25 protein-coding genes are annotated in these 26,856 nt (G+C 70.7%); 14 read left to right on the top strand and 11 right to left on the bottom strand.

Annotated elements, in window-relative coordinates; all coding sequences use genetic code 11:
* Positions 1-15: 15 nt before the first annotated feature.
* Positions 16-2,232, bottom strand: coding sequence for a DNA helicase PcrA (gene pcrA / locus ABZ911_RS01045; protein ID WP_358051421.1), 2,217 nt, complete (start codon positions 2,230-2,232; stop codon positions 16-18).
* A gap of 155 nt (positions 2,233-2,387) precedes the next feature.
* Here pcrA and ABZ911_RS01040 point away from each other — a divergent pair, with 155 nt between their 5' ends.
* The gene (locus tag ABZ911_RS01040; protein ID WP_358050014.1) at positions 2,388-3,107 is read left to right on the top strand and encodes a PIG-L deacetylase family protein; all 720 of its coding nucleotides are present in this window, start codon (positions 2,388-2,390) and stop codon (positions 3,105-3,107) included.
* Between the two features lie 65 nt (positions 3,108-3,172).
* Entirely contained in the window at positions 3,173-3,913 is a 741-nt protein-coding gene (locus ABZ911_RS01035; protein WP_358050011.1) for an ABC transporter permease, read from the top strand.
* On the opposite strand, the gene ABZ911_RS01030 is transcribed toward ABZ911_RS01035, so the two are convergent.
* From ABZ911_RS01030 to ABZ911_RS01020, 3 genes are all read right to left on the bottom strand, one after another.
* Complete coding sequence (locus tag ABZ911_RS01030; RefSeq protein WP_358050008.1) at positions 3,867-4,595, bottom strand: CPBP family intramembrane glutamic endopeptidase; 729 nt, start codon at positions 4,593-4,595, stop codon at positions 3,867-3,869. The two genes, ABZ911_RS01035 and ABZ911_RS01030, sit on opposite strands and share 47 nt — an antisense overlap.
* Before the next feature lie 58 nt (positions 4,596-4,653).
* Positions 4,654-4,920: a WhiB family transcriptional regulator gene (locus ABZ911_RS01025; RefSeq protein ID WP_358050005.1), complete on the bottom strand. Its 267-nt coding sequence runs from the start codon at positions 4,918-4,920 to the stop codon at positions 4,654-4,656.
* Between the two features lie 81 nt (positions 4,921-5,001).
* Positions 5,002-5,643 carry a neutral zinc metallopeptidase gene (locus ABZ911_RS01020; RefSeq protein WP_358050002.1) on the bottom strand — a complete coding sequence of 214 codons (642 nt, stop codon included), beginning with the start codon at positions 5,641-5,643 and terminating at the stop codon, positions 5,002-5,004.
* Between the two features lie 85 nt (positions 5,644-5,728).
* Here ABZ911_RS01020 and ABZ911_RS01015 point away from each other — a divergent pair, with 85 nt between their 5' ends.
* The 3 genes from ABZ911_RS01015 to ABZ911_RS01005 are packed head-to-tail and all read left to right on the top strand — an operon-like array spanning position 5,729 to position 7,736.
* On the top strand, positions 5,729-5,926 hold the full coding sequence (locus ABZ911_RS01015; RefSeq protein ID WP_358049999.1) for a hypothetical protein: 198 nt from the start codon (positions 5,729-5,731) through the stop codon (positions 5,924-5,926).
* Entirely contained in the window at positions 5,923-7,107 is a 1,185-nt protein-coding gene (locus ABZ911_RS01010; protein WP_358049996.1) for a sensor histidine kinase, read from the top strand. Before ABZ911_RS01015 ends, ABZ911_RS01010 begins: the two co-directional genes overlap by 4 nt.
* The gene (locus tag ABZ911_RS01005) at positions 7,104-7,736 is read left to right on the top strand and encodes a response regulator transcription factor (RefSeq protein WP_358049993.1); all 633 of its coding nucleotides are present in this window, start codon (positions 7,104-7,106) and stop codon (positions 7,734-7,736) included. The genes ABZ911_RS01010 and ABZ911_RS01005 overlap by 4 nt, the downstream gene beginning before the upstream one ends.
* A gap of 15 nt (positions 7,737-7,751) precedes the next feature.
* Here the strand turns inward: ABZ911_RS01005 and ABZ911_RS01000 are convergent, their stop codons facing one another.
* From ABZ911_RS01000 to ABZ911_RS00990, 3 genes are all read right to left on the bottom strand, one after another.
* A complete protein-coding gene (locus tag ABZ911_RS01000; RefSeq protein ID WP_358049990.1) occupies positions 7,752-8,690 on the bottom strand; it encodes a MerR family transcriptional regulator in 939 nt (312 codons plus the stop codon).
* A 505-nt stretch (positions 8,691-9,195) separates the two neighbouring features.
* Positions 9,196-10,566 (bottom strand): glutamate--cysteine ligase, encoded by a 1,371-nt coding sequence (locus tag ABZ911_RS00995; RefSeq protein WP_358049987.1) that lies wholly within the window; start codon positions 10,564-10,566, stop codon positions 9,196-9,198.
* 111 nt (positions 10,567-10,677) lie between these two features.
* A complete protein-coding gene (locus tag ABZ911_RS00990) occupies positions 10,678-11,604 on the bottom strand; it encodes a LysR family transcriptional regulator (RefSeq protein ID WP_358049985.1) in 927 nt (308 codons plus the stop codon).
* A gap of 91 nt (positions 11,605-11,695) precedes the next feature.
* Between ABZ911_RS00990 and ABZ911_RS00985 the strand changes: the two genes are divergently transcribed.
* Positions 11,696-12,862 (top strand): MFS transporter, encoded by a 1,167-nt coding sequence (locus ABZ911_RS00985; protein ID WP_358049983.1) that lies wholly within the window; start codon positions 11,696-11,698, stop codon positions 12,860-12,862.
* Here the strand turns inward: ABZ911_RS00985 and ABZ911_RS00980 are convergent.
* Together ABZ911_RS00980 and ABZ911_RS00975 are read right to left on the bottom strand one after the other, a co-directional pair.
* Entirely contained in the window at positions 12,859-13,491 is a 633-nt protein-coding gene (locus ABZ911_RS00980) for a response regulator transcription factor (RefSeq protein WP_358049980.1), read from the bottom strand. The genes ABZ911_RS00985 and ABZ911_RS00980 overlap by 4 nt on opposite strands.
* Complete coding sequence (locus ABZ911_RS00975; protein WP_358049977.1) at positions 13,488-14,696, bottom strand: PspC domain-containing protein; 1,209 nt, start codon at positions 14,694-14,696, stop codon at positions 13,488-13,490. The genes ABZ911_RS00980 and ABZ911_RS00975 overlap by 4 nt, the downstream gene beginning before the upstream one ends.
* 126 nt (positions 14,697-14,822) lie before the next feature.
* Here ABZ911_RS00975 and ABZ911_RS00970 point away from each other — a divergent pair, with 126 nt between their 5' ends.
* The 8 genes from ABZ911_RS00970 to ABZ911_RS00935 all read left to right on the top strand — a co-directional run bounded on the left by ABZ911_RS00970 (position 14,823) and on the right by ABZ911_RS00935 (position 24,958).
* Complete coding sequence (locus ABZ911_RS00970) at positions 14,823-16,430, top strand: PspC domain-containing protein (protein ID WP_358049975.1); 1,608 nt, start codon at positions 14,823-14,825, stop codon at positions 16,428-16,430.
* Complete coding sequence (locus tag ABZ911_RS00965) at positions 16,420-16,623, top strand: hypothetical protein (RefSeq protein WP_358049972.1); 204 nt, start codon at positions 16,420-16,422, stop codon at positions 16,621-16,623. Before ABZ911_RS00970 ends, ABZ911_RS00965 begins: the two co-directional genes overlap by 11 nt.
* A gap of 89 nt (positions 16,624-16,712) precedes the next feature.
* Positions 16,713-17,195, top strand: a complete 483-nt coding sequence (locus tag ABZ911_RS00960) for a (2Fe-2S)-binding protein (RefSeq protein ID WP_358049969.1) — start codon at positions 16,713-16,715, stop codon at positions 17,193-17,195.
* Entirely contained in the window at positions 17,192-19,528 is a 2,337-nt protein-coding gene (locus ABZ911_RS00955; RefSeq protein WP_358049967.1) for a xanthine dehydrogenase family protein molybdopterin-binding subunit, read from the top strand. The genes ABZ911_RS00960 and ABZ911_RS00955 overlap by 4 nt, the downstream gene beginning before the upstream one ends.
* A complete protein-coding gene (locus ABZ911_RS00950) occupies positions 19,525-20,373 on the top strand; it encodes a xanthine dehydrogenase family protein subunit M (RefSeq protein WP_358049964.1) in 849 nt (282 codons plus the stop codon). Before ABZ911_RS00955 ends, ABZ911_RS00950 begins: the two co-directional genes overlap by 4 nt.
* 87 nt (positions 20,374-20,460) lie before the next feature.
* Positions 20,461-21,150 carry an SRPBCC family protein gene (locus ABZ911_RS00945; protein ID WP_358049961.1) on the top strand — a complete coding sequence of 230 codons (690 nt, stop codon included), beginning with the start codon at positions 20,461-20,463 and terminating at the stop codon, positions 21,148-21,150.
* Between the two features lie 77 nt (positions 21,151-21,227).
* Positions 21,228-23,894: a CDP-glycerol glycerophosphotransferase family protein gene (locus tag ABZ911_RS00940; RefSeq protein WP_358049958.1), complete on the top strand. Its 2,667-nt coding sequence runs from the start codon at positions 21,228-21,230 to the stop codon at positions 23,892-23,894.
* Entirely contained in the window at positions 23,891-24,958 is a 1,068-nt protein-coding gene (locus tag ABZ911_RS00935; RefSeq protein WP_358049955.1) for a glycosyltransferase, read from the top strand. Before ABZ911_RS00940 ends, ABZ911_RS00935 begins: the two co-directional genes overlap by 4 nt.
* Here the strand turns inward: ABZ911_RS00935 and ABZ911_RS00930 are convergent, their stop codons facing one another.
* Complete coding sequence (locus ABZ911_RS00930; RefSeq protein ID WP_358049952.1) at positions 24,959-26,011, bottom strand: sulfotransferase; 1,053 nt, start codon at positions 26,009-26,011, stop codon at positions 24,959-24,961.
* 16 nt (positions 26,012-26,027) lie between these two features.
* Positions 26,028-26,840 carry a CDP-alcohol phosphatidyltransferase family protein gene (locus ABZ911_RS00925; protein WP_358049949.1) on the bottom strand — a complete coding sequence of 271 codons (813 nt, stop codon included), beginning with the start codon at positions 26,838-26,840 and terminating at the stop codon, positions 26,028-26,030.
* Positions 26,841-26,856: the final 16 nt, after the last annotated feature.

The raw sequence follows: 26,856 nt of genomic DNA, 5'->3' as shown, positions 1-26,856 counted from the left end.
CAGGGCAAGGCGCGCCTAGAGCTTCTCCACCGGCGCGTAGCGCAGTAGCAGCGTCTTCTCGCCGCCGCTGCCGAAGTCGATCTTGACCTTGGTCTTCTCCGCGACGCCGTCCACCGACACCACCGTGCCGAGGCCGAAGGCGTCGTGGCTGACCCTGTCGCCCGGCGCCAGGGACGGCATCGGCTTGTCCGAGCTCTTGCGGACCGGCGACGGCTCCTTGCGGGTCGTCGCCGCGCTCCACGCCGACTTCTCCGGGTCGGTGCGCCAGTCGACCAGGTTGCCGGGCACCTCGGAGACGAACCTGGAGGCCGGGTTGAACGACGGCGAACCCCACGAACTGCGCACCGCCGCCCGCGTGAGGTAGAGGCGCTTCTCGGCGCGGGTGATGCCGACGTAGGCCAGGCGGCGCTCCTCCTCCAGTTCCTTGGGCTCGCCCAACGACCGGACGTGCGGGAAGACGCCGTCCTCCATCGCGGTCAGGAACACCACGGGGAACTCCAGCCCCTTGGCCGTGTGCAGGGTCATCAGCGTGACCACGCCCTGCCCGCCGTCCTCCTCGGGGATCTGGTCGGCGTCGGCCACCAGCGACACCTGCTCCAGGAACTCCACCAGGGTGCCCTCGGGGTTGGCCTCCTCGAACTCCGAGGCGACCGAGATCAGCTCGTTGAGGTTCTCCAGGCGGCTCTCGTCCTGCGGGTCCTCCGACGCCTCCAGCTCGGCGCGGTAGCCGGTGGCCACCAGCACCTCCTCGGCCAGCGCGGACGGCGGCACCCCGTCGACCTTGGCCAGCAGCCCCTCGATCAGCGCCACGAACTCCTTGATCGAGTTCAGCGAGCGCGTCGCCATGCCGTACGCCTCGTCGGCCCTTCGGAGCGCCTCCCAGAACGGGATCCGCTCGCGGGAGGCGAGCGCCTCGACCATCGCCTCGGCCCGATCGCCGATGCCGCGCTTGGGCACGTTCAGGATGCGCCGCAGCGACACCACGTCACCCGGGTTGGCCAGCAGCCGCAGGTAGGCCAGCAGGTCGCGGACCTCCTTGCGCTCGTAGAAGCGCACCCCGCCGACGACCTTGTACGGCAGGCCGGTGCGGATGAAGATCTCCTCGAACACCCGCGAAGCGGCGTTGGTCCGGTAGAACACCGCCACGTCGCCCGGCTTGACGTCCTCCTCGTCGGTCAGCCGGTCGACCTCCTGCGCGACGAACATCGCCTCGTCGTGCTCGTTGTCGGCCACATAACCGACGATCTTGGCCCCGTCCCCCTGGTCGGACCAGAGGTTCTTCGGCTTGCGCGACTCGTTGCGCGCGATGACCGCGTTGGCGGCGGTCAGGATCGTCTGCGTCGAGCGGTAGTTCTGCTCCAGCAGGATCGTCCGGGCGTCCGGGTAGTCGCGCTCGAACTCCAGGATGTTGCGGATCGTCGCGCCCCGGAAGGCGTAGATCGACTGGTCGGCGTCGCCCACCACGCACAGCTCGGACTGGTCGGCGCCCGACCGCACCAGCTCGCCGTCGCTCGTACGCAGCTCGGGGCGGCCGACCAGCTCCCTGATCAGGATGTACTGGGCGTGGTTGGTGTCCTGGTACTCGTCGACCATGACGTGCCTGAAGCGCAGGCGGTAGTGCTCGGCGACGTCGGGGAAGAGCTGGAACAGCGTCACCGTGTTCATGATGATGTCGTCGAAGTCCATCGCGCCGGCCTGGGTGAGCTTCAACTGGTAGCTCTTGTAGGCCTCGGCGAGCGTGCGCTCCAGGTGCGACCCGGCCCGCTCGACCGCGGTCTCGTAGTCGATCAGCTCGTTCTTGAAGTTGCTCACCTGCGCCGAGAACGACCTCGGCGGGTAGCGCTTGGGGTCGAGCTCCATCTCCCGGCAGACCATGGCCATCAGCCGCTGGGAGTCCGCCTGGTCGTAGATGGAGAAGCTGGAGGGGAAGCCCAGCCGCTTGGCCTCGCGCCGCAGGATGCGCATGCACGCGCTGTGGAACGTCATCACCCACATGGCCTTCGACCTGGGGCCGATGAGCCTGTCGACGCGCTCCTTCATCTCCCGCGCGGCCTTGTTGGTGAAGGTGATCGCGAGGATCTCCCCCGGATGCACCTCCCGCTCGGCCAGCAGGTAGGCGATGCGATGGGTGAGCACCCGAGTCTTGCCGGACCCCGCTCCCGCGACGATGAGCAGGGGGCTGCCGTGATGGATCACGGCCTCGCGCTGCTGCGGGTTGAGGCCGTCGAGCAAAGGGTGGTCAACAGAGACTTGGGTGGGCACGTCCCTAGGTTACGGGGGCCCGCCGACAATCGCGCCGTCATTCCGGTACGGCGGGCGGAATGCGGGCACCACCCCGCAAGGTTGCCCTCAATGTTCGGATTTTTCGCGATCAAATGGGAGCACACATGCTGGCCGAGGATGAGATCACCCGGGTACTCGTCGTGACCGCGCACCCGGATGACGCGGACTTCGGCTCGGCGGGGACCGTGGCCCTGTTCGTGGACCGGGGCGTCGAGGTGACGTATCTGCTGGCCACGGCGGGCGACGCGGGCGGCAACGACCGCGCTCTCGACAACACCGGCATGGCCGAGCTGCGCAAGACCGAGCAGGCCGCCGCGGCCAAGGCCGTGGGCGTGACCGACGTGCGCTTCCTCGGGTACACCGACGGCACCGTCGTCCCCTCCCTGGAGCTGCGCCGCGACATCGCCCGGGTGATCCGCCAGGTACGCCCCGACCTCGTGATCACCCACACGCCGGAGCGCAACTACAAGTTCATCGCGCCCAGCCACCCCGACCACCGCGCGGTCGGCGGCGCCGCCCTGGACGCCGTCTACCCCGACGCCCGCAACCCCTATGCCTTCCCCGAGCTGCTGCGCGAGGAGGGCCTGGAGGCGTGGACCGTACGCGAGGTGTGGCTGAACGGCTCCATGACGCCCGACCACTGGGTCGACATCACCGCAGCCATGGACCGCAAGATCACCGCACTGCAGTCCCACGCCAGCCAGATCGGACATGTCGAGGGCTTCGAGAACTCGGTCCGCGCCCACTCCACCGGCCTGGCCACCGCCGCGGGCCTCCCCGAGGGCCGCTACGCCGAGGCCTTCCAGGTCGTCCCCACGGCCTGACCGGGGAGCGCCTGTTCCGGGTCAAAGACGCTCCAGGTCGCCGGGCACGGTCATGCTTCTGTCCCATGGGTTCACTTCTCAAGGTCACCCCCGCGCTGGCCGTGGTCGTCGGGCTGCTCGTGGCCGCGGGTGCCACGGTGGCGTGGGCGGGGCGGCTCGGGCACGCGCGGGCGATCCTCGGGGCGTGCCTGCGAGCCGCCCTCCAGCTCGGCGCGGTCTCGCTGGTGATCGCCTGGGTGGTCGGCGTACCAGCGGGAGTCGGCGCGTTCCTGCTGGTGATGTACGGCGTGGCGAGCTTCACCGCCGGTCGCAGGATCTCCCGCACCCACCCGTGGCCCGCCGCCCTCCCCGTCGCGGCGGGCACGTTCCCGGTCCTCGCCCTGCTGTTCGGCAGCGGCGTCGCCCCCGCCCAGGGGGTAGTGATCATCCCGATCGCCGGGATCCTGCTCGGCGGCTGCCTGACCGCGACCGCGCTGGCCGGGCGGCGGGCGGTCGACGAGCTGCGGGTGCGCAAGGGCGAGGTGGAGGCGGCGCTGGCGCTCGGCTTCCTCGACCGGGACGCGGCCCTGGAGGTGTGCCGCCCCGCCGCCGCCCAGGCCCTCGTTCCCGCCCTCGACCAGACCAGGACGGTCGGCCTGGTCACGCTGCCCGGCGCGTTCGTCGGCATGCTGCTGGGCGGGGCCGAGCCGCTGGAGGCGGGGATCGTTCAGCTCGTCGTGCTGGTCGCCCTGCTGGCGGCCGAGGCGGTCGCCGTCCTGGTCACGGTCGAGCTGGTCGCCCGGGGGAGCTTCCGGGCGGAGCGGTGACCGCTGCGGCGGGGGCGATTCTGGCGAACAGGTAGCCCAGGGAGTTGGTGGCCAGGTGCAGCAGGGACGGGGCCAGCAGGCCGCCTCTGCGGCGCAGTTCGCAGAAGAAGGTGCCCGCGACGGCCGTGGAGACCACGCTGCCCGCGATCACCCGGGCGGTGTCGAGACGCCGGGGCGACTCCCCGGCGGTCAGCGCGCCGAGGGCGGGGTTGGCGCGGGCCATGTCGACGGCGGGCAGGATGTGCCAGAGCCCGAACAGCCCCGAGGAGACGGCGACGGCCGCCGCGGTCCCGTGGGTACGGCGGAGCATGCCGTACAGCGCGCCCCTGAAGCCGACCTCCTCCAGCAGGACCGTGCCGAGCGGCACCTGGAGCAGGGCCTCCTCCAGGGCGCGGACGCGGGACAGGGAGAGTGCGCGCTCGTCGTGGAAGAGCGGGCGGGTGCGCGGCAGCGCGATCCCGGCGGTGTAGACGGCGGCGACGGCGAGCGCGAGCGCGCCGCCTACCTTCGCCCCCGTCGCGCCGCGGGTGAAGCCGAGCTCCTGCCAGGTCAGCCCCGACCTGCGGGCCATGGCGACGAGCGCGCCGGTCGCGACGGCCGAGGTGATCGGCGCCAGCCTGGGGGCGAGGCGGTTGTTCAGGACGTTGGCCGTGACGAGGACGGCGAGCGATCTGGCCAGCACTCCCGCAGACTACGCGAGGCGGCCCGCCACCCCGGCGGGCCGGACGCGGCGGGAACGGTCAGGAGGCCGCGGGTCTGCGCCAGCCCTCGGGGAAGCGCAGGCGGCGGCGTTCGAGCGGTGTCAGACCGCCCCAGATCCCCTCCGACTCCCCGTTGCGCACCGCGAACGCGCGGCACTCCGTCAACACCTGGCATCCGGCGCACACGGCCTTGGCCTGCGCCTCCTGCGCCGGAGAGGGCGCGGGCGGAAAGAAGAGGTCGGGATCGCTCTTCCGGCAGGCCCCCCGCCGGAGCCATCCGATCTCACGGACGTTCCCCTGTGGCATGGCCCATACGCTAGACCGCGCGCCCTGTCACCCGCATCCGTCTCGCGACGGACATCGGCATACGCTCCCTGGCGTACGGTCTCAGCAGGAGCCCGCTCCGTTGGTGTAACCGGCGGCGAAGGACTGCTGGCGCTGCCCGGCCGTGCCGTGCGCCTGCGGGTTGAACCAGTCGTCGGACGGGTCCCCCGCCGCGGCCAGATTGAGCAGCAGTTCGGTGTCGTCGTCGGCCTCGGCCTGAAGCTCGCCCGCCTTCACCATCGCGCCGAGCGCGGCCCCGGCGTAGCAGTCGGCCTGGAGCTCCTGCTGCACGTTGAGCTCGAAGACGGTGCCGAGCTGAGCCTGTACGGCATGCCCGATCTCATGGGGAATGATCACATAGACGGATCCGTCGCCCATCTCATTCCAGAGGGCCTCCATCCAGCCCCGGTCATAGGCGATGAAGTGCCCGGCCGGGCAGTAGAAGGCGTTGTCCGGCACGGCCGGCTGCCCGCCGCAGGCAGGCCCGTCCGCCCCCGAGTACGGCACGAACCGGGTCACCGGACGATACTCCCGGTCAAGCCCGGCGAACTGCCGCCGCCAGTAGTCCTCGGTATGCGTCTGGGCGAGCTGGACATCCTCGTCGAAGGTGTCGCCGCGAACCTCCCCAGCCGGTGGCGACTCCTCGGTCACGCCGCAGGCCGCGAGCAGGAGGACGAGCAGCAGAGCCAGGATTCGCGGGGGCACACCTTCATCCTGCCCGGCAAACGTCCCGGGGCAACCGGGACAACCGCCTCAAGACGGGAGGCGTTCACGAAGGCACTCTTGACTCATGTTCGTCAGGAAGGCCGTGGGCCTCTCATTGATCGTCACACCCGTGCTGCCTCTCGTACAGGCCGCCACCGGGTGGACGGACGCCCCGGCTCCACAGGAGCGGGTCACGCTGCCGGCCTGGGGATGGCTCGGCGGGTACGTGAACATGGCCTGGCGCGGCACCCCGTCGGCCGTCCTACGCGGGCCGGCACGGTGATCCGCCGCCACCGGCCCTTCGACGTCGGCCTGCTGACCAACCGCACCGCCGTGTACGCGGTGCTCGCCGCCGCGCTCGGCGCCGTCTACTTCACACTCGTCACAGCCGTGAACGCGCTGCTGCCCGGTCCCGCCTCAGGGTTCGCGGGAGCCCTCGCGGTGGGCGCCCTCTTCCAGCCGGTACGGCACCGCGTCGACCGCATGCTCACCCCCCGGCAAAACACCCGCTCGGTCCGGGCTTGCCCCGACGAGGCGCTGGCCACCGCCGCCGAAGCGGTCAAGGAGGCGCTGCGGCAGCGCGGCGCGGCGGTCGAGGTCGGCGAGCGCCTGGTGGTCAACGGCGAGCTGGGCCTGCGGCCACACCCGCTGCCGCTGCTCCGGCACGGCGAACCGGTCGGCCGGCTGCTGCTGGCCGGGCCGCCCCGGCCGGGCGAGGACAGGCTGGTCGGCGTGCTGCTGTGCCACGTGGCGGACGTGGCGCAGGCCGTACGGCTGAACGGCGACCTGCAGCGATCACGTCGGCGCATCCTGACCGGCCGCGAGGACGAGCGCCGCCGCCTGCGCCGCGACCTGCACGACGGCCTCGCGCCCACGCTGGCCGGCCTCGGCATGTCGCTCGACACGGCGGCCATCACGCTCCGCAAGAACCCCGGCGCGGTCGCGCCACTGCTCGCCGACGTCCGCGAACGCCTGTCCACCGCGATTGGCGACATCAGGGAACTGGTGTACGGCCTGCGCCCGCCCTCCCTCGACGAGTTCGGCCTGGTGGAAGCCATCCGGACACTGGCCGAACAGCGGGAGCCGCGCGCCGGGAACCCGACCGGGCCTGCGCGGCGGCAAACCGGGAAACCGGGGGCGCGGGCCGACGTGCGCGCCGGGGACCTGGGTGAGCTGCCCGCCGCCGTCGAGGTGGCCGCGTACCGCATCGCGCAGGAGGCGCTGCTCAACGTGCGCCGCCACGCCCGCGCGGCCAGCGCGCTCGTCACCCTCGACCGGGACGGCGACCTGGTGCTCCGCGTGACCGACGACGGCGTCGGCATGGCGCCCGGCGCGGTCGCCGGGGCCGGGCTGCGCTCGATGCGCGAGCGCGCGGCCGAACTGGGTGGCACCTGCGTGGTGCGGCCGCGCCCCGGCGGTGGCACGATCGTCACGGCCACGCTCCCCCTGGAGGACACCTCATGATTCGCGTGCTGATCACCGACGACCATCCAGTCTTCCGGTCCGGGCTGCGCGGGCTGCTCTCCGCCCTGGACATGGAGGTCGTCGGCGAGGCCGCCGACGGAGCCGAGGCGGTACGGCTCGCCGCGGAGCTGCAACCCGACGTGGTGGTGATGGACCTGCACATGCCGGGCGGCAACGGCGTCGACGCGACCAGGACGATCACCCGGGTGAGCCCGCGGATCGGGGTGCTGGTGCTGACCATGTTCCAGGACGACGACTCGGTGTTCGCCGCGATCAGGGCGGGCGCGCGCGGCTACCTGCTGAAGGAGTCGGGCGTGGAGGAGATCTCGCGCGCGGTGCAGGCGGTGGCGGCGGGCGAGGCGATCTACGGGCCCGGCATCGCCACGCGGGTGCTGAGCTTCTTCGCGGGCATGAACGAACCGGCCAAGACGGCCTTCCCCGAGCTGACCGACCGGGAGCGCGAAGTCCTGGAGCTGATCGCGCAGGGCCGCAACAACCAGGAGATCGCCGGCATCCTGTTCCTCAGCGCCAAGACCATCCGCAACCACGTGTCCAACATCTTCATGAAACTGCACGTGGCCGACCGCGCCCAGGCCATCATCCGCGCCCGCGACGCGGGCCTGGGTTAGCGCTTCGGCAGGCCGCTACCCCGGTAGCCGGGCGCGCAGGGCCTGGGTGAACCAGTCGAACACCGGTGCCAGGCTTTCCGGGGCCAGCCAGCCGTTGATCACCGCGAGCAGCCGGAGGTATCGCTCCCTGCGGGGGTCGTTCGCGCTCTCCAGCCGGGCCAGCAGCCGACGCCGAAGGTCGACGTCGTCAGGACGGCCGAAGACGTCCGCGTACTGAGCCGTGACCGCCGCGACGACCGGATCCGCCTGGGGCGAGACCGGGTCGATGCCGGCCGCCAGGGCCGGGCCGACCTGGTCACGGACCATCGCGGCAGAGTCACGACGCAGACGCGTGGTGTCGCCCTGGGCACGCTCGGCCGCATGGTGCTCAGCCGTGCGCCGCATACCGGCACGAAAATCCGGGTCCTGGGACAGCTCGGCCAACTCCACCCACGCCTCGACCTGCTCGGCCTCGGGGTTGTCGGGCAGTTCGGGGGTCATCGAGCGCCTGATCCCCAGGAATCCGGCGTTGTCGTCCAGGCCGCCGAAGGCGGTGTCGAGGAAATCGCCGATCAGACGTCCGCGCTCGTCCTCGGAGAGCTTGGCCAGCTTGTGCATGAGATCCATCTCCTCAGGGGTGGACCCGCGCTTGGCCACCGCCGTCAGCACCGCGCGCCGCAGCCGAAGCGTGCGGATCTGCACCGCCAGCGCTTCGGCATGCGCCGCAGCGACCTCGGAGAGCGAGATCTCCCGGTCCACGACCTTCCGGATGGTGGGAAGGTCCAGTCCCAGGTCGCGCAGCGTCCGCACGAGTTCCAGCCGTGCGACGGCGTCGATGCCGTACAGGCGATGACCAGCCGGGCTACGGTCGGTCGGCGGCACGATCCCTCGATCGGAGTAGAACCGAATGGCCTTCACCGTCAGCCCGGTCCTCCGGGCCAGATCACCGATCGAGCAGAGCATGTCCCCATCCATGCCCTCACCCTGGCACCTCCCCTTACTGGAGCATCAAGCCCATCCACACGCCGCGGGGATCACCTACTGGCCACATCTCGTCCGCTGATCTAACGTGGCTGGCTATGGTCAGGGCCTGGTGGGTGCTCGGCGTCCTCATGGTGGTCAGCGGCTCTGCCATCGGCTTCTTCTTCCAGAACCCATGGGGCTGGGACGGTCACAGTGTGCTGACGTGCGGAAGCGCTTTTCTCGGGGATGGCTATGGAGCAAATGACTCCCGGTGCCCGACTCGTCGGTGGCTGTCAGGGGGCCTTGCGGCGCTCCTCATGGTCGCAGGCGCGATCCTGGCCTGGACGAACTTCCGAGCACGGCACCGGGCAGTGAAAGCGGGCCTTTAGAGATTCCTGATACCAAGATAAGGCTAACCGTGTTCCATGATTCGACCAAAAGTCGCCATTAGGCCTTGAAGAACCTGGTCTTGCCAAATCCAACAATCCCAATAATTCCGAATCGCACCCTTTAGCCGTTAGATGTCCCAGGTGTGGACGGGCTCGTTGGTGTGCATGTGGGTGATGTAGTCGAGGGTCATCCGGCGGAGGGCCTCGTGGCGGTCGCCGCCGAGGGCGTGGACCTTTTCCACCTGCCAGGTCGCACCCGTGCGTCCGGTGAGGCAGCGGCCCTCGATGACGCCCAGCAGCCGGTCGGCGACCGCCTGGTCGACGCCCCACAGTGCCAGACCTTCGTGGGCGGCGGGCAGCAGGCGGCGCAGGATCAGTTCGGCGGCGGGCACCTCGCCCACGCCTGGCCAGTACAGCCGGGCGTCGATGCCGTACTTGGCGGCGCTGGTGAGGTTGTCCTCGGCCGCGGCGAACGACATCTGGCTCCAGAGCGGGCGCTCGGCGTACGGCAGGACGCGCATGAGGCCGTAGTAGAAGGCCGCGTTGGCGGCGGCGTCCACGACCGTCGGGCCCGCGGGCAGGACCCGGTTCTCCACGCGCAGGTGCGGGGTGCCGTCGACGACGGCGTACACGGGCCGGTTCCAGCGGTAGATGGTGCCGTTGTGCAGGGTCAGTTCGGCCAGTTCGGGGATCTCGCCGCGGTCGAGCACCTCGCGCGGGTCTTCCTCTTCGCACACCGGCAGCAGGGAGGGGTAGTAGCGGACGTTCTCCTCGAACAGGTCAAAGACGCTGGTGATCCAGCGTTCACCGAACCAGACGCGGGGCCGTACCCCTTGGGCCTTGAGTTCGGTCGGGCGGGTGTCGGTGGCCTGTTCGAACAGGGCGATCCGGGTCTCCCGGTGCAGTTCTCTGCCGAACAGGTACGGCGAGTTCGCGGCGACCGCGACCTGCGCTCCGGCGATCACCTGGGCCGCGTTCCAGTGGGCGGCGAACGTCTCGGGGCTGACCTGGAGGTGGAGTTGGACGCTGGTGCAGGCGGCTTCGGGGGCGACGCTGTCGGCGTGGGTGTCCAGACGCTGGACTCCGTCGATGCACAGGTGCAGGTCCTCGCCTCTGGCGGCGAAGATCTGCTCGTTGAGCAGCTTGTAGCGGGCGTTGGCGGACAGTGTGCCCTCGCCGATGTCCTCCTCGCGCAGGGTGGGCAGGATGCCGATCAGGACCAGGTGGGCGCCTACCGAGCGGGCGCGTTCCTCGGCGTGGTTGAGCCGGGCGCGGACGGCCTCCTCCAGGCGGGCGGCACCGTCGCCGTCGATCGCATGGGGAGTGACGTTGATCTCGATGTTGAACTGGCCCAGTTCGGTGGCCCAGTCGGGTTCGGCGATGGCGGCGAGTACTTCGGCGTTGCGCATGGCGGCTTCGCCGCGCTCGTCGACGATGTTGAGCTCGATTTCCAGTCCGGCGAGCGGGCGGTCGAAATCGAAGCGGGACTCGCGCAGCATCCGCGCGAATACATCCAGGCACTGCCGGACTTTATCCCGATATATCCGGCGGTCCTCCCGGCTGAACGCGACGGCTGGCACATCTTTGCCCATAACGGAAATGTCGCACGATCAGGCGGGAATTCCTAGGTTACCCTCCGGGCGGAGCCGTACACCTGCCTCGGCGTGCCGGGTGGCCGCGCGGCTGAAAGCCCGTACCCGCGCGGTCTGCCCGCCTTTGCGCCAGACGAGTCCCAGCACCGAGTCGGGCAGGCCGTGGACGGGGACGAAGACGACGTCGCTGCGGCCCTGGTAGGCCGCCGACGGCGCGCAGAACAGCATCGTGCCGCGGTTCAGCGCGACCAGCGTCAGGCCCTCCTGGGAGGTGTGCACGGTGCCCGCGGACGGGATGGGCCGCCCGGCGGGGGTGAGCGTGGGGGCGAGGAGCTCGCCGTACCGCTTCGGCGCCGGTCCTGACAGGCCGATGAGCGGCAGGCTCGCCAGTTCCTCGGCGTGGATGGAGGCGCGGGTGGCGAGCGGGTGCCGCAGGGACATGCCGAGCCGCAGCTCCTCCTTGTTCAGGCCGGGTCCCGACTCCAGGTCCGGCTCCTCCGCGGGCAGCAGGCTGAACACCACGTCGATCTCGCCGCGCCGCAGGGCGGTGTACGGATCGGCGAGCGGCACCTCGACCAGCTCGACCTCGCACTCGGGATACCGCCGCTGGAAGATGTCGACGGTGGCCACCATGGCGGGGATGGGCGTGCCGAGGAAGCCGACCCGCAGAATGCCCTCCACGCTGCGCGCCGCGGCCCGCGCCCGCCCGACCGCCCCCTGGATCGCGTCATAGGCAGGCCGCAGCTCGGCCAGGAAACTCGTGCCGATCGGGGTAAGCCGCACACTCCTGCTGGTCCGGTCGAACAGCCGGGCGCCGATCCGGACCTCAAGCGAGCGCAGCAACTGGCTGACCCGGCCCGGCGAGAGCAGCAGCCGCTCGGCGGTCCTGGCGAAGTGCAGCTCCTCGCTGAGCACGATGAAGCACTCGACCTCCCTGAAGTCCACCCGGCCACCTCCGCGAATCGCTTAGTCCTGCTAAACCAAGCTTTCGATCTTCGCGATTGTTCCCCGCTCCGGGAGTCACGAGGCTGGGCGCATGACCCCCACGACAACATCCACGGCGTCCCTGCGCGCCGTCCTCCCGGTCGCCGCAGGCACGTTCTCGATCGTGACCAGCGAGATGCTGCCCGTGGGGCTGCTGACCCCCATCGGCTCGGATCTGCGGATCAGCGACGGCATGGCCGGGCTGACGATGACCGTTCCCGGCCTGGTCGCCGCCGTCTCCGCCCCGATCATCTCGGTGGCCGCCGGACGACTCGACCGCCGGACGGTGCTCTGCCTGCTCATGGGCCTGCTCGCGGCGGCGAACGCGGCGACCGCGCTCGCGCCGAACTTCCCGATCCTGCTCGGCGCCCGCGTCCTGGTCGGCGTGGCCATCGGCGGCTTCTGGGCGTTCGCCATCGGGCTCGCCCCTCGCCTGGTGGCCGAGCAGGACGTGCCCAGGGGCACGGCGATCATCTCCGGCGGTATCTCGGTGGCCTCCGTGCTGGGCGTGCCCGCGGGCGCGGTGCTGGCCGACGTGGCCGACTGGCGTACGGCGTTCGCCGTGGTGGCCGTGCTCGCGGCGGCCGTACTCGTGGCGCTGCGCCTCCTGCTGCCGCCCCTGCCCGCCGTCGGGACGTTCCGGCCGAGCGGGCTGCCGCAGGTGCTCCGCAACACCTCGATCAGGACGGCGCTGACCGTCACCGTGCTGATCGTGTCCGGCCACTTCCTCGCCTACACCTACGTCACCCCCGTCCTCTACGAGGTCACCGGCGTGGGCCCGAGCCTGATGAGCGTCCTGCTGCTGGTGTACGGCGTCGCCGGCGTCGTGGGCAACTTCGTGGGCGGTTCGATGGCGGGCAGGCACGGCCCGCGCGCCGTCCTGCTGGTGCTCGCCACCTCCCTGGCCTCGGCGACGCTGCTGACCGCGCTGATCGGCGGGTACGCCGCGATCCCGCTGCTGGTGCTCTGGGGCCTCGCCTACGGCGGGGTCAGCGTCTCCTTGCAGCTCTGGGTGATCCGGTCGGGCCCCGGCGTGGCCGAGCCGGGTTCGGCGCTGCTCTCCTCCGTCTTCAACCTGTCCATCTCGCTCGGCGCGCTGGCCGGCGGCGGCGCGGTGGACGCCATCTCCACGATCTCCGTCATGTGGATCGGCGGCGCCCTCGCCGTCGCAGCCGCCCTGGTCGTGTGGCGGGCCGCCTCCGGCCGCCGTCCGGCCTAGACGAGCCTGCGGGCGGTGGCCCAGCGTGACAGCTCGTGCCGGTTGGAGAGCTGGAGCTTGCGCAGCACGGACGACACGTGCGTCTCCACCGTCTTGACCGAGATGAACAGCTCCTTGGCGATCTCCTTGTAGGCGTAGCCCCTCGCGATCAGCCGCAGCACCTCCCGCTCGCGCGTGGTGAGCGAGTCGAGCTCGGGGTCGATCGAGGGCGCCTCGGTCGAGGCGAACGCGTCCAGCACGAACCCGGCCAGCCGGGGCGAGAAGACCGCGTCGCCGTCGGCGACCCGGCGGATCGCGTCGGTCAGCTCCTTGCCGCTGATGTTCTTGGTGACGTAGCCGCGGGCGCCGCCTCTGATCACGCCGATCACGTCCTCGGCGGCGTCGGAGACCGACAGCGCCAGGAAGCGCACCTGCGAGCCCGCGCCGAGCACCCGGCGCAGCACCTCCTGCCCGCCGCCGCCCGGCATGTGCACGTCGAGCAGCACCACGTCGGGCTGCAGCTCGGCGATCGCCTTCACCGCCGAGTCGACGTCCTCGGCCTCGCCGATGACCTGGATCGTGTCGCCCAGCTCGGCCCGCACGCCCGAGCGGAACAGCCGGTGATCGTCGACGATCAGCACGCGTGTCATTCCTTCTCCACCTTCATCGTCAACATCACTTCCGTGCCCTCACCCGGCTCCGTACGCACTCTGGCGGCGCCTCCGTGGCGCTCCATCCTGCCGATGATGGACTCCCTGATGCCCATCCGGTCGAGCGGCACCTCATCGAGATCGAACCCCTTGCCCCGATCCTTCACGAAAATGGTGACTTCGTCGCCCTCTACCTCTGCGTAAACCGAGATGACTGGACTCTCAGAGTATTTGGCCGCGTTGACCATCGCCTGCCGGGAGGCGTGCAGCATCGCCCCGAGCCTGCCCCCGGCGTCGAGTTCGGTGTCGCCCACGCAGACGATCTCGATGGGCACGCCGTGCGCGTCCTCCTCCTCGGCGGCGATCCTGCGGACCGCGGCGGCGAGGGTCGCGTCGGCGTCCTGCTTGGGCTGGTAGAGCCAGTTGCGCAGCTCGCGCTCCTGCGAACGGGCCAGGCGGGTGACCTCGCGCGGGTCGTGGGCGGCGCGCTGGATCAGCGTGAGCGTGTGCAGCACCGAGTCGTGCACGTGCGCGGCCACCTCGGCCCGCTCCTCCTGCCTGATCCGCTCACGGCGCTCAAGCTGCAGCTCCTTCCACAGACCGGCCAGCCACGGAGTGGCGATCACCGCGAGACCGCCGACCACGACCAGCGTGAACAGCAGCCCAGGCCGGGCGTCGAGCAGTTCGCCCTCCTGGACCAGGAAGCCGATCGCGCCGACCACGACGAGGATCACGCCGAGCAGCGTGCGTACCCGGTTCTTCCTGATCCCCCTGGTGGCGCCGGTCATCCAGTTGTGGCGGCGTTCCGGGTCGGCCTGCTGCCACAGGATCATCGCGCCGATGCCGCACACGGCGAACGGCAGCAGGCCGATCCCGCCCTTGGAGGCTCCGGTCAGCCAGCCGAACGCGAACAGCGCCACGCCGATCGCGGTGAACGCCGCGAGCTGGCTCCAGTCCCGGGACTGCGGATGGCCCTTTTCGGCCGGTTCGCGCGGCGTCACCATCCACAGGACCGCGTAGGCGACCACCCCGATCCCGTCCACGACACTGAGCAGCACGAAGGTCAGGCGGATCACCACGGGGTCCAGCCGCAGCTGGGCGGCGAGGGCCTGGGCGACGCCGGCCACCAGCCGGCCGTCCATCGGGCGCATCATGCGCTTGAAGGACGTGTCGTCGGTCTCACGAAGAGTCTGTTGGTCAGCCATAACACCGTTATCGTCACATGCCGCGTCATCCTGCGGCATCAGGGGAAAGCCCTGGTTCAACGTATCGGGGTCGGGTCAGGGGTGTCCCGGATGGAATTCCCCGGCCACCCACGCCACGATGGTGACATGACCGAAGCACCACCGAACACCGGCCCCGCCCCGACCGCCGGACCGCCCCGCGTCCTGCGGCGCAGCAGCGACGGCAGGATGATCACGGGCGTGGCCGCCGGGCTCGGCCAGTACACCGGCATCGACCCGGTGGTGTTCCGCGTCGGTTTCGCGGTGCTCGTGTTCGGCTCGGGCATCGGCCTGTTCCTGTACGCCGCGGCGTTCCTGCTGATGAAGGAGACCAACGGCGGCCCCGGGTACGTCGAGCAGTGGACCGGCCGCGACTTCGCCCCCGAGGCGGTGTTCGCGCTGCTCACCGGTGTCGCCGGGTTCGGTCTGGCGATCAACCTGGCCACGGTGTGGCTGGGCACCGGGACGCTGGTGGTCGGCACGCTGCTGGCACTAGCGCTGCTGACGGCGCACGCGCGCGGGGTGGACCTGCGGGCGGTCGCCCGTTCCCTGCCCGAGAGCCTCAACCGCCGCCCCAGCGCGCCGCCGCCGGACCTGTCCGCGCCGCCCGCGCCCTACCCGTTCGGCCGCGACTTCACCGGTCCCACCCGCCCCGACCCCGCCCGCGCGACGCCCACCGCCCCGCCCAGGCAGGCGACCTCCTGGGCCAACCCGCCCCGCGAGACCCCCCGTCCGACGCCTCACGACACGGCGCCCCCTGCCGCCGCGTCCGCCGAGACGGCGATCCACAAGACGACCGCGGACGAGCGGGCGGCGGCCGAGACGACGGCGGACGACCGGGCGGCGGCCGAGACGTCGGTTCACGAGACGCTGAGCAGTGCGAATCAGGACAACGCGACTCGTATCGATGCGACGTTGGCCGACGCCCCCCAAGGTGACCCGGCGCGGCGCGAGTACCCGTCCGCGATGCCCTCCTACGCGCACAGTGAGCCGTTCGCCCCGCACGGGCCCTACCAGCCGCTCGACCCGCGCAGGCGGGGCGGCCAGTCTCCCTACGACCTGCGTCCGTACCCCGAGCAGGTTCGCCCGCCGCGCGTGCGGCGGCGCAGGTCGTTCATCGGCGTGATCACCATGGTGCTCGCCATCATCATTGGAGGAATTGTCGTGGCGGTCCAGGCCACCCCAGGCTCGGTGCCGAACTTCACAGCCGCCGGCGGGGCCATGCTCATCACCATCGGCGCGGGTCTTCTGGTGGCGGCCTGGTGGGGCCGCGGCGCCGGTCTCGTGGCCGCGGGCACCGTCATCGCCCTCACCATCGGTCTCGGCATGATGTTCGGCAGCGTGCCGACGAAGATCGGCAGCCCCACCTGGCAGCCCACCTCCGTCGGGGAGGCGCGCAAGCACTACGAGGTCGGCATCGGCGACGGCACCCTCGACCTGAGCGAGCTGATCCTGGCGCCGGGCACCCGGGTGACGTTCAACACCTCGATCTCGGTCGGCGAGCTGACCGTGATCGTGCCACCGACGGTCAGGGTCGAGGTGCACGCGACCGCCAAGGTCGGCGACATCAAGATCGACCAGTCCGTCCGCGGTGGCACCGACCTGGATATCGAGAAGGTCCTGGAGCCGGACGTGACACCTGAGGGCAAGGTCTCCACGATCGAGCTCAACATCAAGGGCGGCATCGGCGACGTGGAGGTACGACGTGCGGCGTGATCTCGACAGGTCAGGCAGGCTGACGCACCGGACCGACTGGATGGCCCTGCTCAGCGGCCTGCTCTTCATCGTGCTTGGTATTCTGGTGGTGACCGGGGCCATGACCAACTGGTTGGTCATGGTGTCAGTCGCCGTGGGCGGGCTGGCCATAGCCGGCTCCCTCGCGATCCTCGCGAGAGTCGTCAGGCGGTAGGTATCCCGGACGGGGTTGACCGGGACATCCATCGGCGTACGTTCACATTTATTACTCCCTCCTTCCAACCCCGTTCACAGGGAGGACGTATGCCCCGGATCGCCGTCACCGTCGACGGAGTCACGTACGAGGAGGATGTGGAGCCGCGGCTCCTCCTCGTGCATCTACTGAGAGACCGCCTCGGCAAGACCGGCACCCCCATCGGGTGCGACACCAGCAACTGCGGCGCCTGCACCGTGATGCTCGACGGCAAGAGCGTGAAGAGCTGCTCCGTGCTCGCCGTCCAGGCCGACGGCTCCGACGTCGTCACCATCGAGGGCCTGGCGGTCAACGGCACCTTGCACCCCATGCAGCAGGCCTTCCACGAAGAGCACGCGCTGCAGTGCGGCTACTGCACGCCGGGGATGGTGATGGCCGCGATAGACCTGCTGAGGGACGACCCAGATCCCTCGGAGGAGACCATCAGGGAAGGACTTGAGGGCAACCTCTGCCGCTGCACGGGCTACTGCAACATCGTCAGGGCGGTACGGCGAGGCGCGCAGACCATGGGGCAGGCGGTGAGCACGCCATGACCGCCCAGGTGGAGGCGGAGCCGGAGGTCGGCAAGGCCCGCAGGCGCAAGGAGGACACCCGGCTGCTCACCGGGCGCACCCAGTGGACCGACAACCTGCAGCTCCCCGGCATGCTCTACGTGGCGTTCCTGCGCAGCCCGATGGCGCACGCGCGGATCGTGAACGTGGATGTGCAGGGGGCGCGCGGGCTGCCGGGTGTGGTGGCCGTCTTCAGCGGCCGGGACTTCGCCGACGAGCAGGGCAGCCTGCCGTGCGCGTGGCCGGTCAGCGAGGACATCGTCATCCCCGACCATCCGCCGATGGCGCACACCGAGGTGCGCTACGTCGGTGAGGCGGTGGCGTGCGTGGTCGCGACAGACCGGTACAAGGCGGCCGACGCCCTGGAGGCCATCGAGGTCGACTACGAGCCGCTGCCCGCCGTACTCGACATGAACGAGGCGCTCGCCGAGGGGGCCGCGAAGGTGCACGAGGCGGGCAACCAGGCTTTCACCTGGAAGTTCGCGCAGGGCGACATGGGCGCGGCGTTGCGCGACGCGCCCGTGGTGATCGACAGGACCTATGTCCAGCAGCGGCTGATCCCGAGCGCGATGGAGCCGCGGGCGGTCACCGCGAGCACCGACGGCGAGTCGTTCACGCTCTGGTCGGCGACCCAGATCCCGCACGTGCTGCGGGTGATGCTGGCGCTGACGACGGGCATCCCCGAGCACCGGCTGCGGGTGATCGCGCCCGATGTGGGCGGCGGGTTCGGGTCGAAGCTGCAGGTCACCGCCGAGGAGGTGCTCTGCCTGCTGCTCACCAGGCGGCTGGGCAAGCCGGTCAAGTGGACCGAGTCCCGCTCGGAGGGCAACCTGACCGTGCACCACGGCCGCGACCAGATCCAGCACATCACGCTGGCCTGCGAGGCCGACGGCCGGATCCGCGGGCTGCGGGTGGAGCTGCTGGCCGACATGGGCGCCTACCTGATGCTGGTGACGCCGGGCGTGCCGCTGCTGGGCGCGTTCATGTACAACTCGATCTACAAGATGGCCGCGCTGGACTTCTCCTGCACGGGTGTGTTCACCACCAAGATGCCGACCGACGCCTACCGGGGGGCGGGACGGCCGGAGGCGACGTACGCGATCGAGCGGGTGATGGACGAGCTGGCCGCGGAGCTGGGCGTCGATCCGATCGAGGTGCGGCGGCGCAACTGGATCACGCATCAGGAGTTCCCGTACACGACCGTCGCGGGGCTGACCTACGACTCGGGCAACTACGAGGCGGCCACCGACAGGGCGCTGTCGCTGTTCGGCTACGACAAGCTGCGGGCCGAACAGGCCGACCGGCGGGACCGGGGTGATCCGGTGCAGCTCGGCATCGGGGTCTCGACGTACACCGAGATGTGCGGGCTGGCGCCGAGCCGGGTGCTGGGCTCGCTCGCCTACGGCGCGGGCGGCTGGGAGCACAGCTCGGTGCGGATGCTGCCGACCGGCAAGGTGGAGGTGGTCACCGGTTCGTCGCCGCACGGCCAGGGCCATGAGACGGCGTGGAGCCAGATCGTCGCCGACGCGCTGGGGGTGCCGTTCGAGGACGTCTCCGTGCTGCACGGCGACACCGCGATCTCGCACAAGGGCATGGACACCTACGGCTCGCGCTCGCTGGTGGTCGGCGGCGTGGCCGTGCTGGCCGCCTGCGAGAAGGTGAAGGAGAAGGCGCGGACGCTGGCCGCGCACATGCTGGAGTGCTCGCCGGACGACATCGAGTTCAGCCAGGGCTCCTTCCAGGTGCGCGGCACGGACGCGGCCAAGACCATCCAGGAGCTGGCGCTGGCCGCGTTCGCCGCGCACGACCTGCCGGACGGGGTCGAGCCGAGACTCGACGCCGACGCCACCTTCGACCCGGAGAACTTCTCCTACCCGCACGGCACCCACCTGTGCGCGATCGAGGTCGACACCGAGACGGGCATGGCGAAGATCCGCTCGTACGTGGCGGTGGACGACGTCGGCAAGGTGGTCAACCCGCTGATCGTCGAAGGCCAGGTGCATGGAGGGCTCGCCCAGGGGATCGCGCAGGCGCTGTTCGAGGAGGCCGTCTACGACGCCGAGGGCAACCTGCTGACCACCACCATGGCCGACTACCTGCTGCCGACGGCCGCGGACCTGCCGGACTTCGTGACGGACCGGACCGAGACGCCCGCGACCAGCAACCCCCTCGGCGTCAAGGGCGTCGGCGAGGCGGGGACCATCGCCTCCACTCCGGCGGTGGTGAACGCCGTCGTGGACGCCCTGCGCCCGAACGGCGTGCACGACGTGCAGATGCCGTGCACCCCTGAGCGGATCTGGAGGGCTCTGCGATGATTCCCGCGTCGTTCGACTATGTTCGCGCGCGTTCGCTGGAGGAGGCCTGCCAGGCGCTGGCCGCCGACGACGAGGCGAAGGTGCTGGCCGGCGGCCAGTCGCTGCTGCCGCTGCTGCGGATGCGGCTGGCGTACCCGTCGGTGCTGGTGGACGTGGGCAGGCTGGCGGAGCTGCAAGGGATCCACGACCGCGGCGACCACGTGTTCGTGGGCGCCATGGCCACGCACGACGAGGTCCTGCGCTCCCCGCTGATCAACGCCGAGTGCCCGCTGGTGGCGCTGGCCGCGGCCACGGTCGCCGATCCCGCGGTACGGCACCGCGGCACCTTCGGCGGCTCGCTGGCCCACGCCGACCCCGCCGGGGACCTGCCCGCCGTGGCGCTCGCCCTGGACTGCTCGTTCGTGGTCCGCTCGGCGGACGGCGAGCGGACCATCCCCGCCTCCGCGTTCTTCGCCGACTACCTGGAGTCGACGATGGAGCAGGGCGAGATCCTGGTCGGCGTCCAGGTGCCGAAACTGGGCCCCGGCTGGGGCTACCACTACGAGAAGTTCCACCGGACGGCGCAGTCCTGGGCCATCGTCGGCGTCGCGGCGGCGGTCAAGCGCTCCAACGGAGCGATCCAGGAGGCGAGGCTCGCGCTGACGAACATGGGCCCGACCCCGGTGCGGGCCGGCGCGACCGAGGCCGCGCTGCGGAACACCGAGCTCGGCGAGGAGGTACGGCGGGCCTGCGAGGAGGCGGACGCCGACACTTCACCTCCCGCCGACCTGCATGCCCAGCCGGACTACCGCCGGCACCTGGCCAGGGTGCTGACCCACCGCGCCGTGCTGGGCGCGACCCTCTGACGGCCGGCGCCGCCCACCGGGCCTCCGGTGGGTGGCGCGGCCACCGAACGGGTCGTACTGTCGCAATCAGCGGAGAGGAGCGGATCGATGGCGATGCGGTTCGAGCACGAGTTCACGGTCCCTGTCCCGATCGAGCGGGCGTGGGCCGCGCTGCTCGACGTCGAGCGGGTCGCGCCGTGCCTTCCGGGGGCGACGCTCGACACCGCGGAGGGCGAGGAGTTCACCGGCCGGATGAAGGTGAAGGTCGGCCCGATCACCGTCACCTACCGGGGCGACGCCCGCTTCGAGGATGTCGACAAGGACACCTACTCGCTCGCGATCAGGGCTTCGGGCAAGGAGTCGAGGGGGGCGGGCACGGCCAGCGCCACGGTGACCGCGCGCCTGACGCCCGCCGGCGAGTCGACCGCGGTCGTGGTCGAGACGTCGTTCAACGTGACCGGGCGGCCCGCGCAGTTCGGCAGGGGCGTCATGGCGGAGGTGGGCGGCAAGCTCATCGACAGGTTCGCCGCGAACCTGGCCGAGCTGCTGACGGAGTCGCCCGCCGAGGAGCAGGCGGAGCGGCACCTGAGCGCCGTGCCGACCGGGCAGGAGGTCACCGAGCCCGAGCCTGAGACACATCCGGGCGGCACGCTGCGCACGTCGCGGACGGCTGACGAGGAGGCTCTCGACCTGCTGGAGATCGCGGGCACGCCGCTGCTGAAGCGCGCCGCGCCGGTGGCCGGCGCGCTGGCCGCACTGTTCTTCCTCGTCTGGGTGATTCGCCGACTATTGCGGTAAAAACACCTCCAAGTCCGGACACATCACCTGAGCTGGGGGAATAGCTCAACCCGAACATCGAAAACTCGGGGGTTGGCATGCCGGACTGCACCGTTGTCGTGATCACCTACAACGATGCCGCCCGGCTGCGGAGGGCGGTGCGCTCAGTGCTCCGCCAGACGCTGCGCGACCTCGAAGTGATCGTCGCCGACGACGCGAGCACCGACGAGACGTCCGAGGTGGTCGCGGAGCTGCGGCGGGCCGACCCGCGGGTGCGGTACCTGCGCAGGGAGGTCAACTCCGGCGGGTGCGGGGCGCCGCGCAACGACGCCCTCGACCTGGCGGCCGCGCCGTACGTGATGTTCCTGGACAGCGACGACGAGTTGCCCAGGCACGCGTGCAAGAGCCTGCTCACCGAGATCGAGCGGACCGGGGCCGACTTCGTCAGCGGGCAGATCTCCCGGCTGTACGAGTGGAACGGACGGCTGGAGCGCTACTACCCCCGGCTGTTCGCCAGGCGGCGGGTGGTCGAGGGCATCCGCGCGGAGCCCGAGCTCTTCCTTGACTCCTTCAGCACCAACAAGCTGTTCGACGTGGGCTTCCTGCGCCGCAACGAGCTGCGCTTCCCGGAGAACCTGCACTACGAGGACCACGTCTTCACCACCGCGGTCTACTGCGCCGCCGAGCGCTTCGCGGTCGTGCCGTGGGTGGTCTACCACTGGCGCCGCGCGTCGGGGGCCAACTCGATCTCGCTGTCCATCAAGGAGATGAGCAACGTACGGCACCGCCTGGAGGCCGCCGCGATCAGCGACCGGATCCTGCGCGAGCACGGGTTCGCCGACCTGGTGCCCGACCGGCAGCACCGCTTCCTGCTCCAGGACCTGCGCGTGTACCTCAACCCGATGCCGTCGCGCGACGCGGTGTGGGTGAAGGAGTTCGCCTCGATCGTGCGGCCCTACCTGGAAGGGGTCGCCCCGGAGGTGCTGGACCGGATCGACCCGATGCTCAGGGTCTGCTGCCACCTGATCCTCGCCGACCGGATCGAGGACCTCCAGGTGGCCGCCAGATCGCTGAACGGCCCCCAGGCGCCGCCACGCTCGGCCGTACGGCACGCGGGCCGCACCTACTGGGGCACCACGGTCTCACCCGGCCTGGACATCACCGGCCTACACCTGGCCGAACTGCCCTACAGCGCCTCCCGCCTGCGTCACGAGATCACCGAGATCACCGAGATCACCGCGGCGGGATCACGGGTACGGCTGACCGTACGGACCTACGATCCGTTCGGGGTGCTGGGGTCGTTCGACGCGTTCCTGCGGTGCGGGTCGCTCAGGGTGGCGATCGATCCGCAGCCGGTCGGCGAGGGCGGCTATCTGAGCGAGATCACGATCGACCTGGCGAAGGCGGGGCCGAAGGCCGATCCACGCATCGGGTTCACCCGGCCGGACGGGCACACGACCACCGACCGGCTGCTGGTCGACCCCGCGATGAAGCCGATCACCGTGCGCGGCGACGGACGCCAGGTGACCGTGAGGGCCGAAGGGCCGGCCGCGTTCCTGCGGGTGACCTCCCGGTGGACCGGGTTCAGGTCGCACCTGCCGCTGCTCGCCAAGGCGCGCAGGAGGGTGCTCAAGCAGGTCAGCACGCCGGCGATGAAGTTGCGCGCCTACAAGGCGCTGATCCGGGTACTGCCTCCGCGCAGGGATCTCGCGCTCTTCGAGGCTGACTGCGGTAAGGGATACACCGGCAGCCCGCGCGCCGTCTACGAGGAGGTACGGCGGCGCGGGCTGCCGCTCACCGCGGTCTGGTCGGTGGCGCGCGGCCGGGCCAACTTCCCCGCCGACGCCGGGCTGGTCAGGCGCGGCAGCTGGCGCTACATCTGGACCATGGCCAGGGCCGGCATCTGGGTGGACAGCCACGGCTTCCCGCTCGACTACCCCAAGCCGCCCGGCACCCGCTACCTGCAGACCTGGCACGGCCAGGGCATCAAGTCGGTCGGCTTCGACGCGCCCGACCTGCGCGCCGACTTCGCCAAGCCGCGCGAGACATGGCGGGCGGCCGTCGACCGCTGGGACGCGCTGGTCTGCCCCAGCACCGAGTTCTCCCGCATCTTCGTCCCCTCCAACGGCTACACCGGCCCGCTCCTGCGGTACGGCACGCCCCGCTGCGACGCGCTCGTCCGCGGCCAGACCCCGCAGGGGGTGCGCGAGCGGCTGGAGATCCCCGAGGACCGCAAGGTGCTGCTCTACGCCCCCACCTACCGCGACCAGGCCAAGAGCTCCGGCAAGTCGGTCCGGGTGGACCTGGCGCTGCTGGCCGAGGAACTGGGCGAGGAGTGGGTGCTGGTCCTGCGCACCCATCCGGTGGAACGCTTCCGGGTGCCGCAGGAGGTGCGGCACTTCGTCCGGCCCGCCGGGTCGTATCCCGAGATCAACGACCTGATGCTGATCTCCGACGCGCTGCTGACGGACTACTCCTCGGTGATGTGCGACTACGCGGTGACCGGGCGGCCGATGCTGTTCTTCATCGACGACTGGGACGACTACCGGCTGGCCGAGCGCGGTGTCTACCACGACCTGCGGGAGATCGCGCCGGGGCCGTGCGTGACCACCACCGCGGAACTCGTCGCACGGGTGCGGGACCTGCCCGCCGTACACCGGTCGTTCGCGGCGAAGTACGCGCGCTTCCGGCGGATGTGGTGTCACGAAGAGCGGGGAAACGCCTCCGCCCGGGTCGTCGACGACTTCTTCGAGGTGGCCCGATGAGCCCGTCGCTGGTCTTCGCGTGCCTGGACGCCGACACCCTGGGCGGTATCCAGCAGGTCACCCACACGCTCGCCCAGGGGCTGGCCGAGCGCGGCTACGACGTGCACGTCATCGGCCTGCACCGGGCCACCGACCCGTTCGCCTACGTGGCCCGCCCCCGCTACCGGCACCATGTGATCAACCGCGGGCCGATGGGCTCGGAGAACCGGCTGACCAGGAAACTGGCCGACCGGCGGCTGCGCGCGATCTTCGACTCGATCGGCCCGGGGTACGCGGTGCTGACCTCCCCCGGCGTGGTCACCCGGCTGGCCGGGCTGCTGCCCGAGCGGATCAGCCCGATCGGCCAGTACCACGGCTCCTACGAGCACGCCCGGGGCTCCTGGCACCTCGGCTCGATCCGCCGCCACTACGGCGGCCTCGACCAGGCGGTCTTCCTCAGCGACGACGACGCCTGGCTGTTCTCCGAGCACGCGCTGCTGCCCAACACCTGGTCGCTGCCGAACCCGCTGGCCTGCTGGCCGGACACGATCTCGTCCCTGGCGAAGCCCCGGGTGCTCGGGGTGGGACGGCTCGAAGGGGTCAAGCGGTTCGACCGGCTGATCACCGCCTTCGCCAGGAGCGGGGTGCCCGGCTGGGAGCTGCACCTGATCGGCGACGGCGTCGAGCTGGAACGGCTGCGGGCGCACGCCTACCGGGAGGGGATCAAGGGCCAGGTGGTGTTCAGGGGGCGGGTGCCGTCGGCGGAGATGGCGGCGGAGTACCTGGACGCGTCGGTGGTCGGGCTGTCCAGCGAGCACGAGGGGCTGCCGCTGGTGCTGGCCGAGGCGGCGGCGCACGGGGTGCCGTCGGTGGCGTTCGACGTGTCCGGCGGGGTGCGGTCGATCGCCGGGGCGCTGGTGCCGCCCGGTGACGTGAACGGGTTCGCGGGGGCGCTGGCCGAGCTCATGCGGTCGCACGAGGAGCGGCGGCGTGTGGGCGCCGCCGCTCGCTCCCGCGTGGAGGCCTTGCGGCTGGACAGCGTGCTGGACCGCTGGGAGTCCCTGTTCGCGCACCTCAGGCGGTGATCAGAACCTGCTGAGCTGCTCCAGCTCGTCAATCCGCTCCCGCTGCATCGGGACTCCGGCCAGCGCGAGCTGGCCGCTGGTCAGCAGCGCCGCCACCGGGCCCGGCTCACGGAAGCGGTTGAACTGGTCGCGCATCCGCCTGCGCATCCTGGCGGCCTTGCGCTTCTGCTGGGCCCGCTGGAAGGCCAGCACGTGCTCCTTGGCCGCCTTGGGCGCGCCCGACAGCTCGTAGCCGTTGGCCTCCAGGCGCTCGCCCAGGACCTGCTCGCACAGCTCGATCTCCCACACTTCGAGCCGCTTGGACCAGCTGCCGACCCGCGCCTTGGTGACCTCGCCGTGCGTGTTGCTGTGCCAGACCTTGTGCACCGGCACCGCGACGCTGGCCGCCTCCCTGGGCGAGGTCATCGCCAGGTCGAAGTCCTCCTCCAGGAAGTGGCAGAGCTTCTTCATCTCGGTGACCGGGTCGTTGGTGAGGTCCTCGTAGCGCACCTCGTAGTAGCTGTCCTCGGACATCGTCTTCTGCAGCCGGCGTCCGGCGTCGATGGCCTCACCCCAGGTGGACATCGCGTGGTAGGAGTCGAGGGTGAACCACGGCATCTCCTTCAGCGAGGAGACGCAGTCGCGGCCGTCCCTGATCAGGTGCACGAACTGCGCGTCAGGGAACAGGCGCATCAGCATGTCGACCTGCTTGACGTAGCTGGGACGCTTGTCGCCCCAGCGGGCCTTGCCGAAGCGGTCGGCGTACATCTTCAGGGCGATGCCGATCACCGAGCCGAGCGAGCCCGGCCCCTCGACGGCCTGCCGGATGAAGTCGTCGCGGTCGATGCCCAGCTCGCGGAACTTGGTGGTGCGATCCCCCGCCATCCACTCGGCCAGCGTGCGCCGGGCTTCGCCGGAGCGCATGTCGCCGAACTTGCGGCGCTTGTAGTAGGCGGGCACCAGGAAGCGGGTCTCCGGCGGCACCGCGATCCTCGGGTGCGAGTGCAGCATGAGCTGCAGCATCGTGGTCCCGGAGCGAGGACAGCCGATGACGAATACTGGCCGGTCGGACATTGTTTACCCCCGATTTTCAGGCAAGCACGTGCTCTCGGCTCTTCTCCACCGGCACGTTGTTCCGCCGTACGAAGAGCCACATCCGATAGACAAGGAAGATCTCGTTGGCGAGCAGCAGGACGCTCGCGACGGCGGCGACCGGGATCAGCGCGGCCACCCCCACGAGCGGCGCGACCACGAACACCGCGGCGTGGAACTCGATCCCGCTGATCAGGTGCGTCCGGACGCGACGCCTGGCGAGGAACCGGTTCGCCCGCCGTGTGAAGCTCCGCGGCGACCGGCTCGCCACCGGCTTCGGGTGGGTGACGGCGGCCATCGGCGACATCGACTCCCGCGCGGCGGCCACCCCCTCCCTGATCACCTCGCGGACCCGCTTCATCTGCGGCGCGTTGACGTACCTGAACAGGTCGAGTACGGCGACCGTCGCGCCCAGCACGATGTAGTCCACGTCCCCCGTGGCGGTGTACTGGCCGTAGGCGAGCCCCACCGCGCAGCACACCACGCGGATGCGGTCACCCACGTAGTCGAGCCAGAGCCCGAACGGCGTGCCGGTGCCCTTCAGCCGCGCGATCTTGCCGTCCACGCAGTCGATCATGAAGCTGAGGTAGAACAGGACCGCCCCGGCGACGAGCGTGCCGGTCGCCAGGCTCGCGGCCGACAACATGCCGAGGACCAGCGAGAACACCGTGAGCCCGTTGGGTGTGATCCTCGTGTGGTTGGCCACGGCGAGCGCCACTCGGCAGGCCACCGGGTCCACGAAGTACACAGTCCACCAGGAGTCTCTCCGCTTACGTGTCGCGTAGACGTCCTCGAGCGAATAGGGCCTCATGGATTCCAGCATGACG

The organism is Nonomuraea sp. NPDC046570, from assembly GCF_040645915.1.
Lineage (GTDB): Bacteria > Actinomycetota > Actinomycetes > Streptosporangiales > Streptosporangiaceae > Nonomuraea.
The sequence above is the reverse complement of the archived record's forward strand: the minus strand, read 5'-3'. Positions and strand labels throughout refer to the sequence as shown.

Excerpts from the sequence above, each read along its gene's own strand:
- ABZ911_RS01040 (WP_358050014.1), top strand. The coding sequence starts at position 2,388 with ATGCTGGCCGAGGATGAGATCACCCGGGTACTCGTCGTGACCGCGCAC.
- ABZ911_RS00995 (WP_358049987.1), bottom strand. The coding sequence starts at position 10,566 with ATGCTGCGCGAGTCCCGCTTCGATTTCGACCGCCCGCTCGCCGGACTG.
- ABZ911_RS00955 (WP_358049967.1), top strand. The coding sequence starts at position 17,192 with ATGACCGCCCAGGTGGAGGCGGAGCCGGAGGTCGGCAAGGCCCGCAGG.
- ABZ911_RS00970 (WP_358049975.1), top strand. The coding sequence starts at position 14,823 with ATGACCGAAGCACCACCGAACACCGGCCCCGCCCCGACCGCCGGACCG.
- ABZ911_RS01005 (WP_358049993.1), top strand. The coding sequence starts at position 7,104 with ATGATTCGCGTGCTGATCACCGACGACCATCCAGTCTTCCGGTCCGGG.
- ABZ911_RS00925 (WP_358049949.1), bottom strand. The coding sequence starts at position 26,840 with ATGAGGCCCTATTCGCTCGAGGACGTCTACGCGACACGTAAGCGGAGA.
- ABZ911_RS00930 (WP_358049952.1), bottom strand. The coding sequence starts at position 26,011 with ATGTCCGACCGGCCAGTATTCGTCATCGGCTGTCCTCGCTCCGGGACC.
- ABZ911_RS01035 (WP_358050011.1), top strand. The coding sequence starts at position 3,173 with ATGGGTTCACTTCTCAAGGTCACCCCCGCGCTGGCCGTGGTCGTCGGG.
- ABZ911_RS00945 (WP_358049961.1), top strand. The coding sequence starts at position 20,461 with ATGGCGATGCGGTTCGAGCACGAGTTCACGGTCCCTGTCCCGATCGAG.
- ABZ911_RS00935 (WP_358049955.1), top strand. The coding sequence starts at position 23,891 with ATGAGCCCGTCGCTGGTCTTCGCGTGCCTGGACGCCGACACCCTGGGC.
- ABZ911_RS00960 (WP_358049969.1), top strand. The coding sequence starts at position 16,713 with ATGCCCCGGATCGCCGTCACCGTCGACGGAGTCACGTACGAGGAGGAT.
- ABZ911_RS00985 (WP_358049983.1), top strand. The coding sequence starts at position 11,696 with ATGACCCCCACGACAACATCCACGGCGTCCCTGCGCGCCGTCCTCCCG.
- ABZ911_RS00980 (WP_358049980.1), bottom strand. The coding sequence starts at position 13,491 with ATGACACGCGTGCTGATCGTCGACGATCACCGGCTGTTCCGCTCGGGC.
- ABZ911_RS01015 (WP_358049999.1), top strand. The coding sequence starts at position 5,729 with ATGTTCGTCAGGAAGGCCGTGGGCCTCTCATTGATCGTCACACCCGTG.
- ABZ911_RS00975 (WP_358049977.1), bottom strand. The coding sequence starts at position 14,696 with ATGGCTGACCAACAGACTCTTCGTGAGACCGACGACACGTCCTTCAAG.
- ABZ911_RS01025 (WP_358050005.1), bottom strand. The coding sequence starts at position 4,920 with ATGCCACAGGGGAACGTCCGTGAGATCGGATGGCTCCGGCGGGGGGCC.
- ABZ911_RS00950 (WP_358049964.1), top strand. The coding sequence starts at position 19,525 with ATGATTCCCGCGTCGTTCGACTATGTTCGCGCGCGTTCGCTGGAGGAG.
- ABZ911_RS00940 (WP_358049958.1), top strand. The coding sequence starts at position 21,228 with ATGCCGGACTGCACCGTTGTCGTGATCACCTACAACGATGCCGCCCGG.
- ABZ911_RS01000 (WP_358049990.1), bottom strand. The coding sequence starts at position 8,690 with ATGGATGGGGACATGCTCTGCTCGATCGGTGATCTGGCCCGGAGGACC.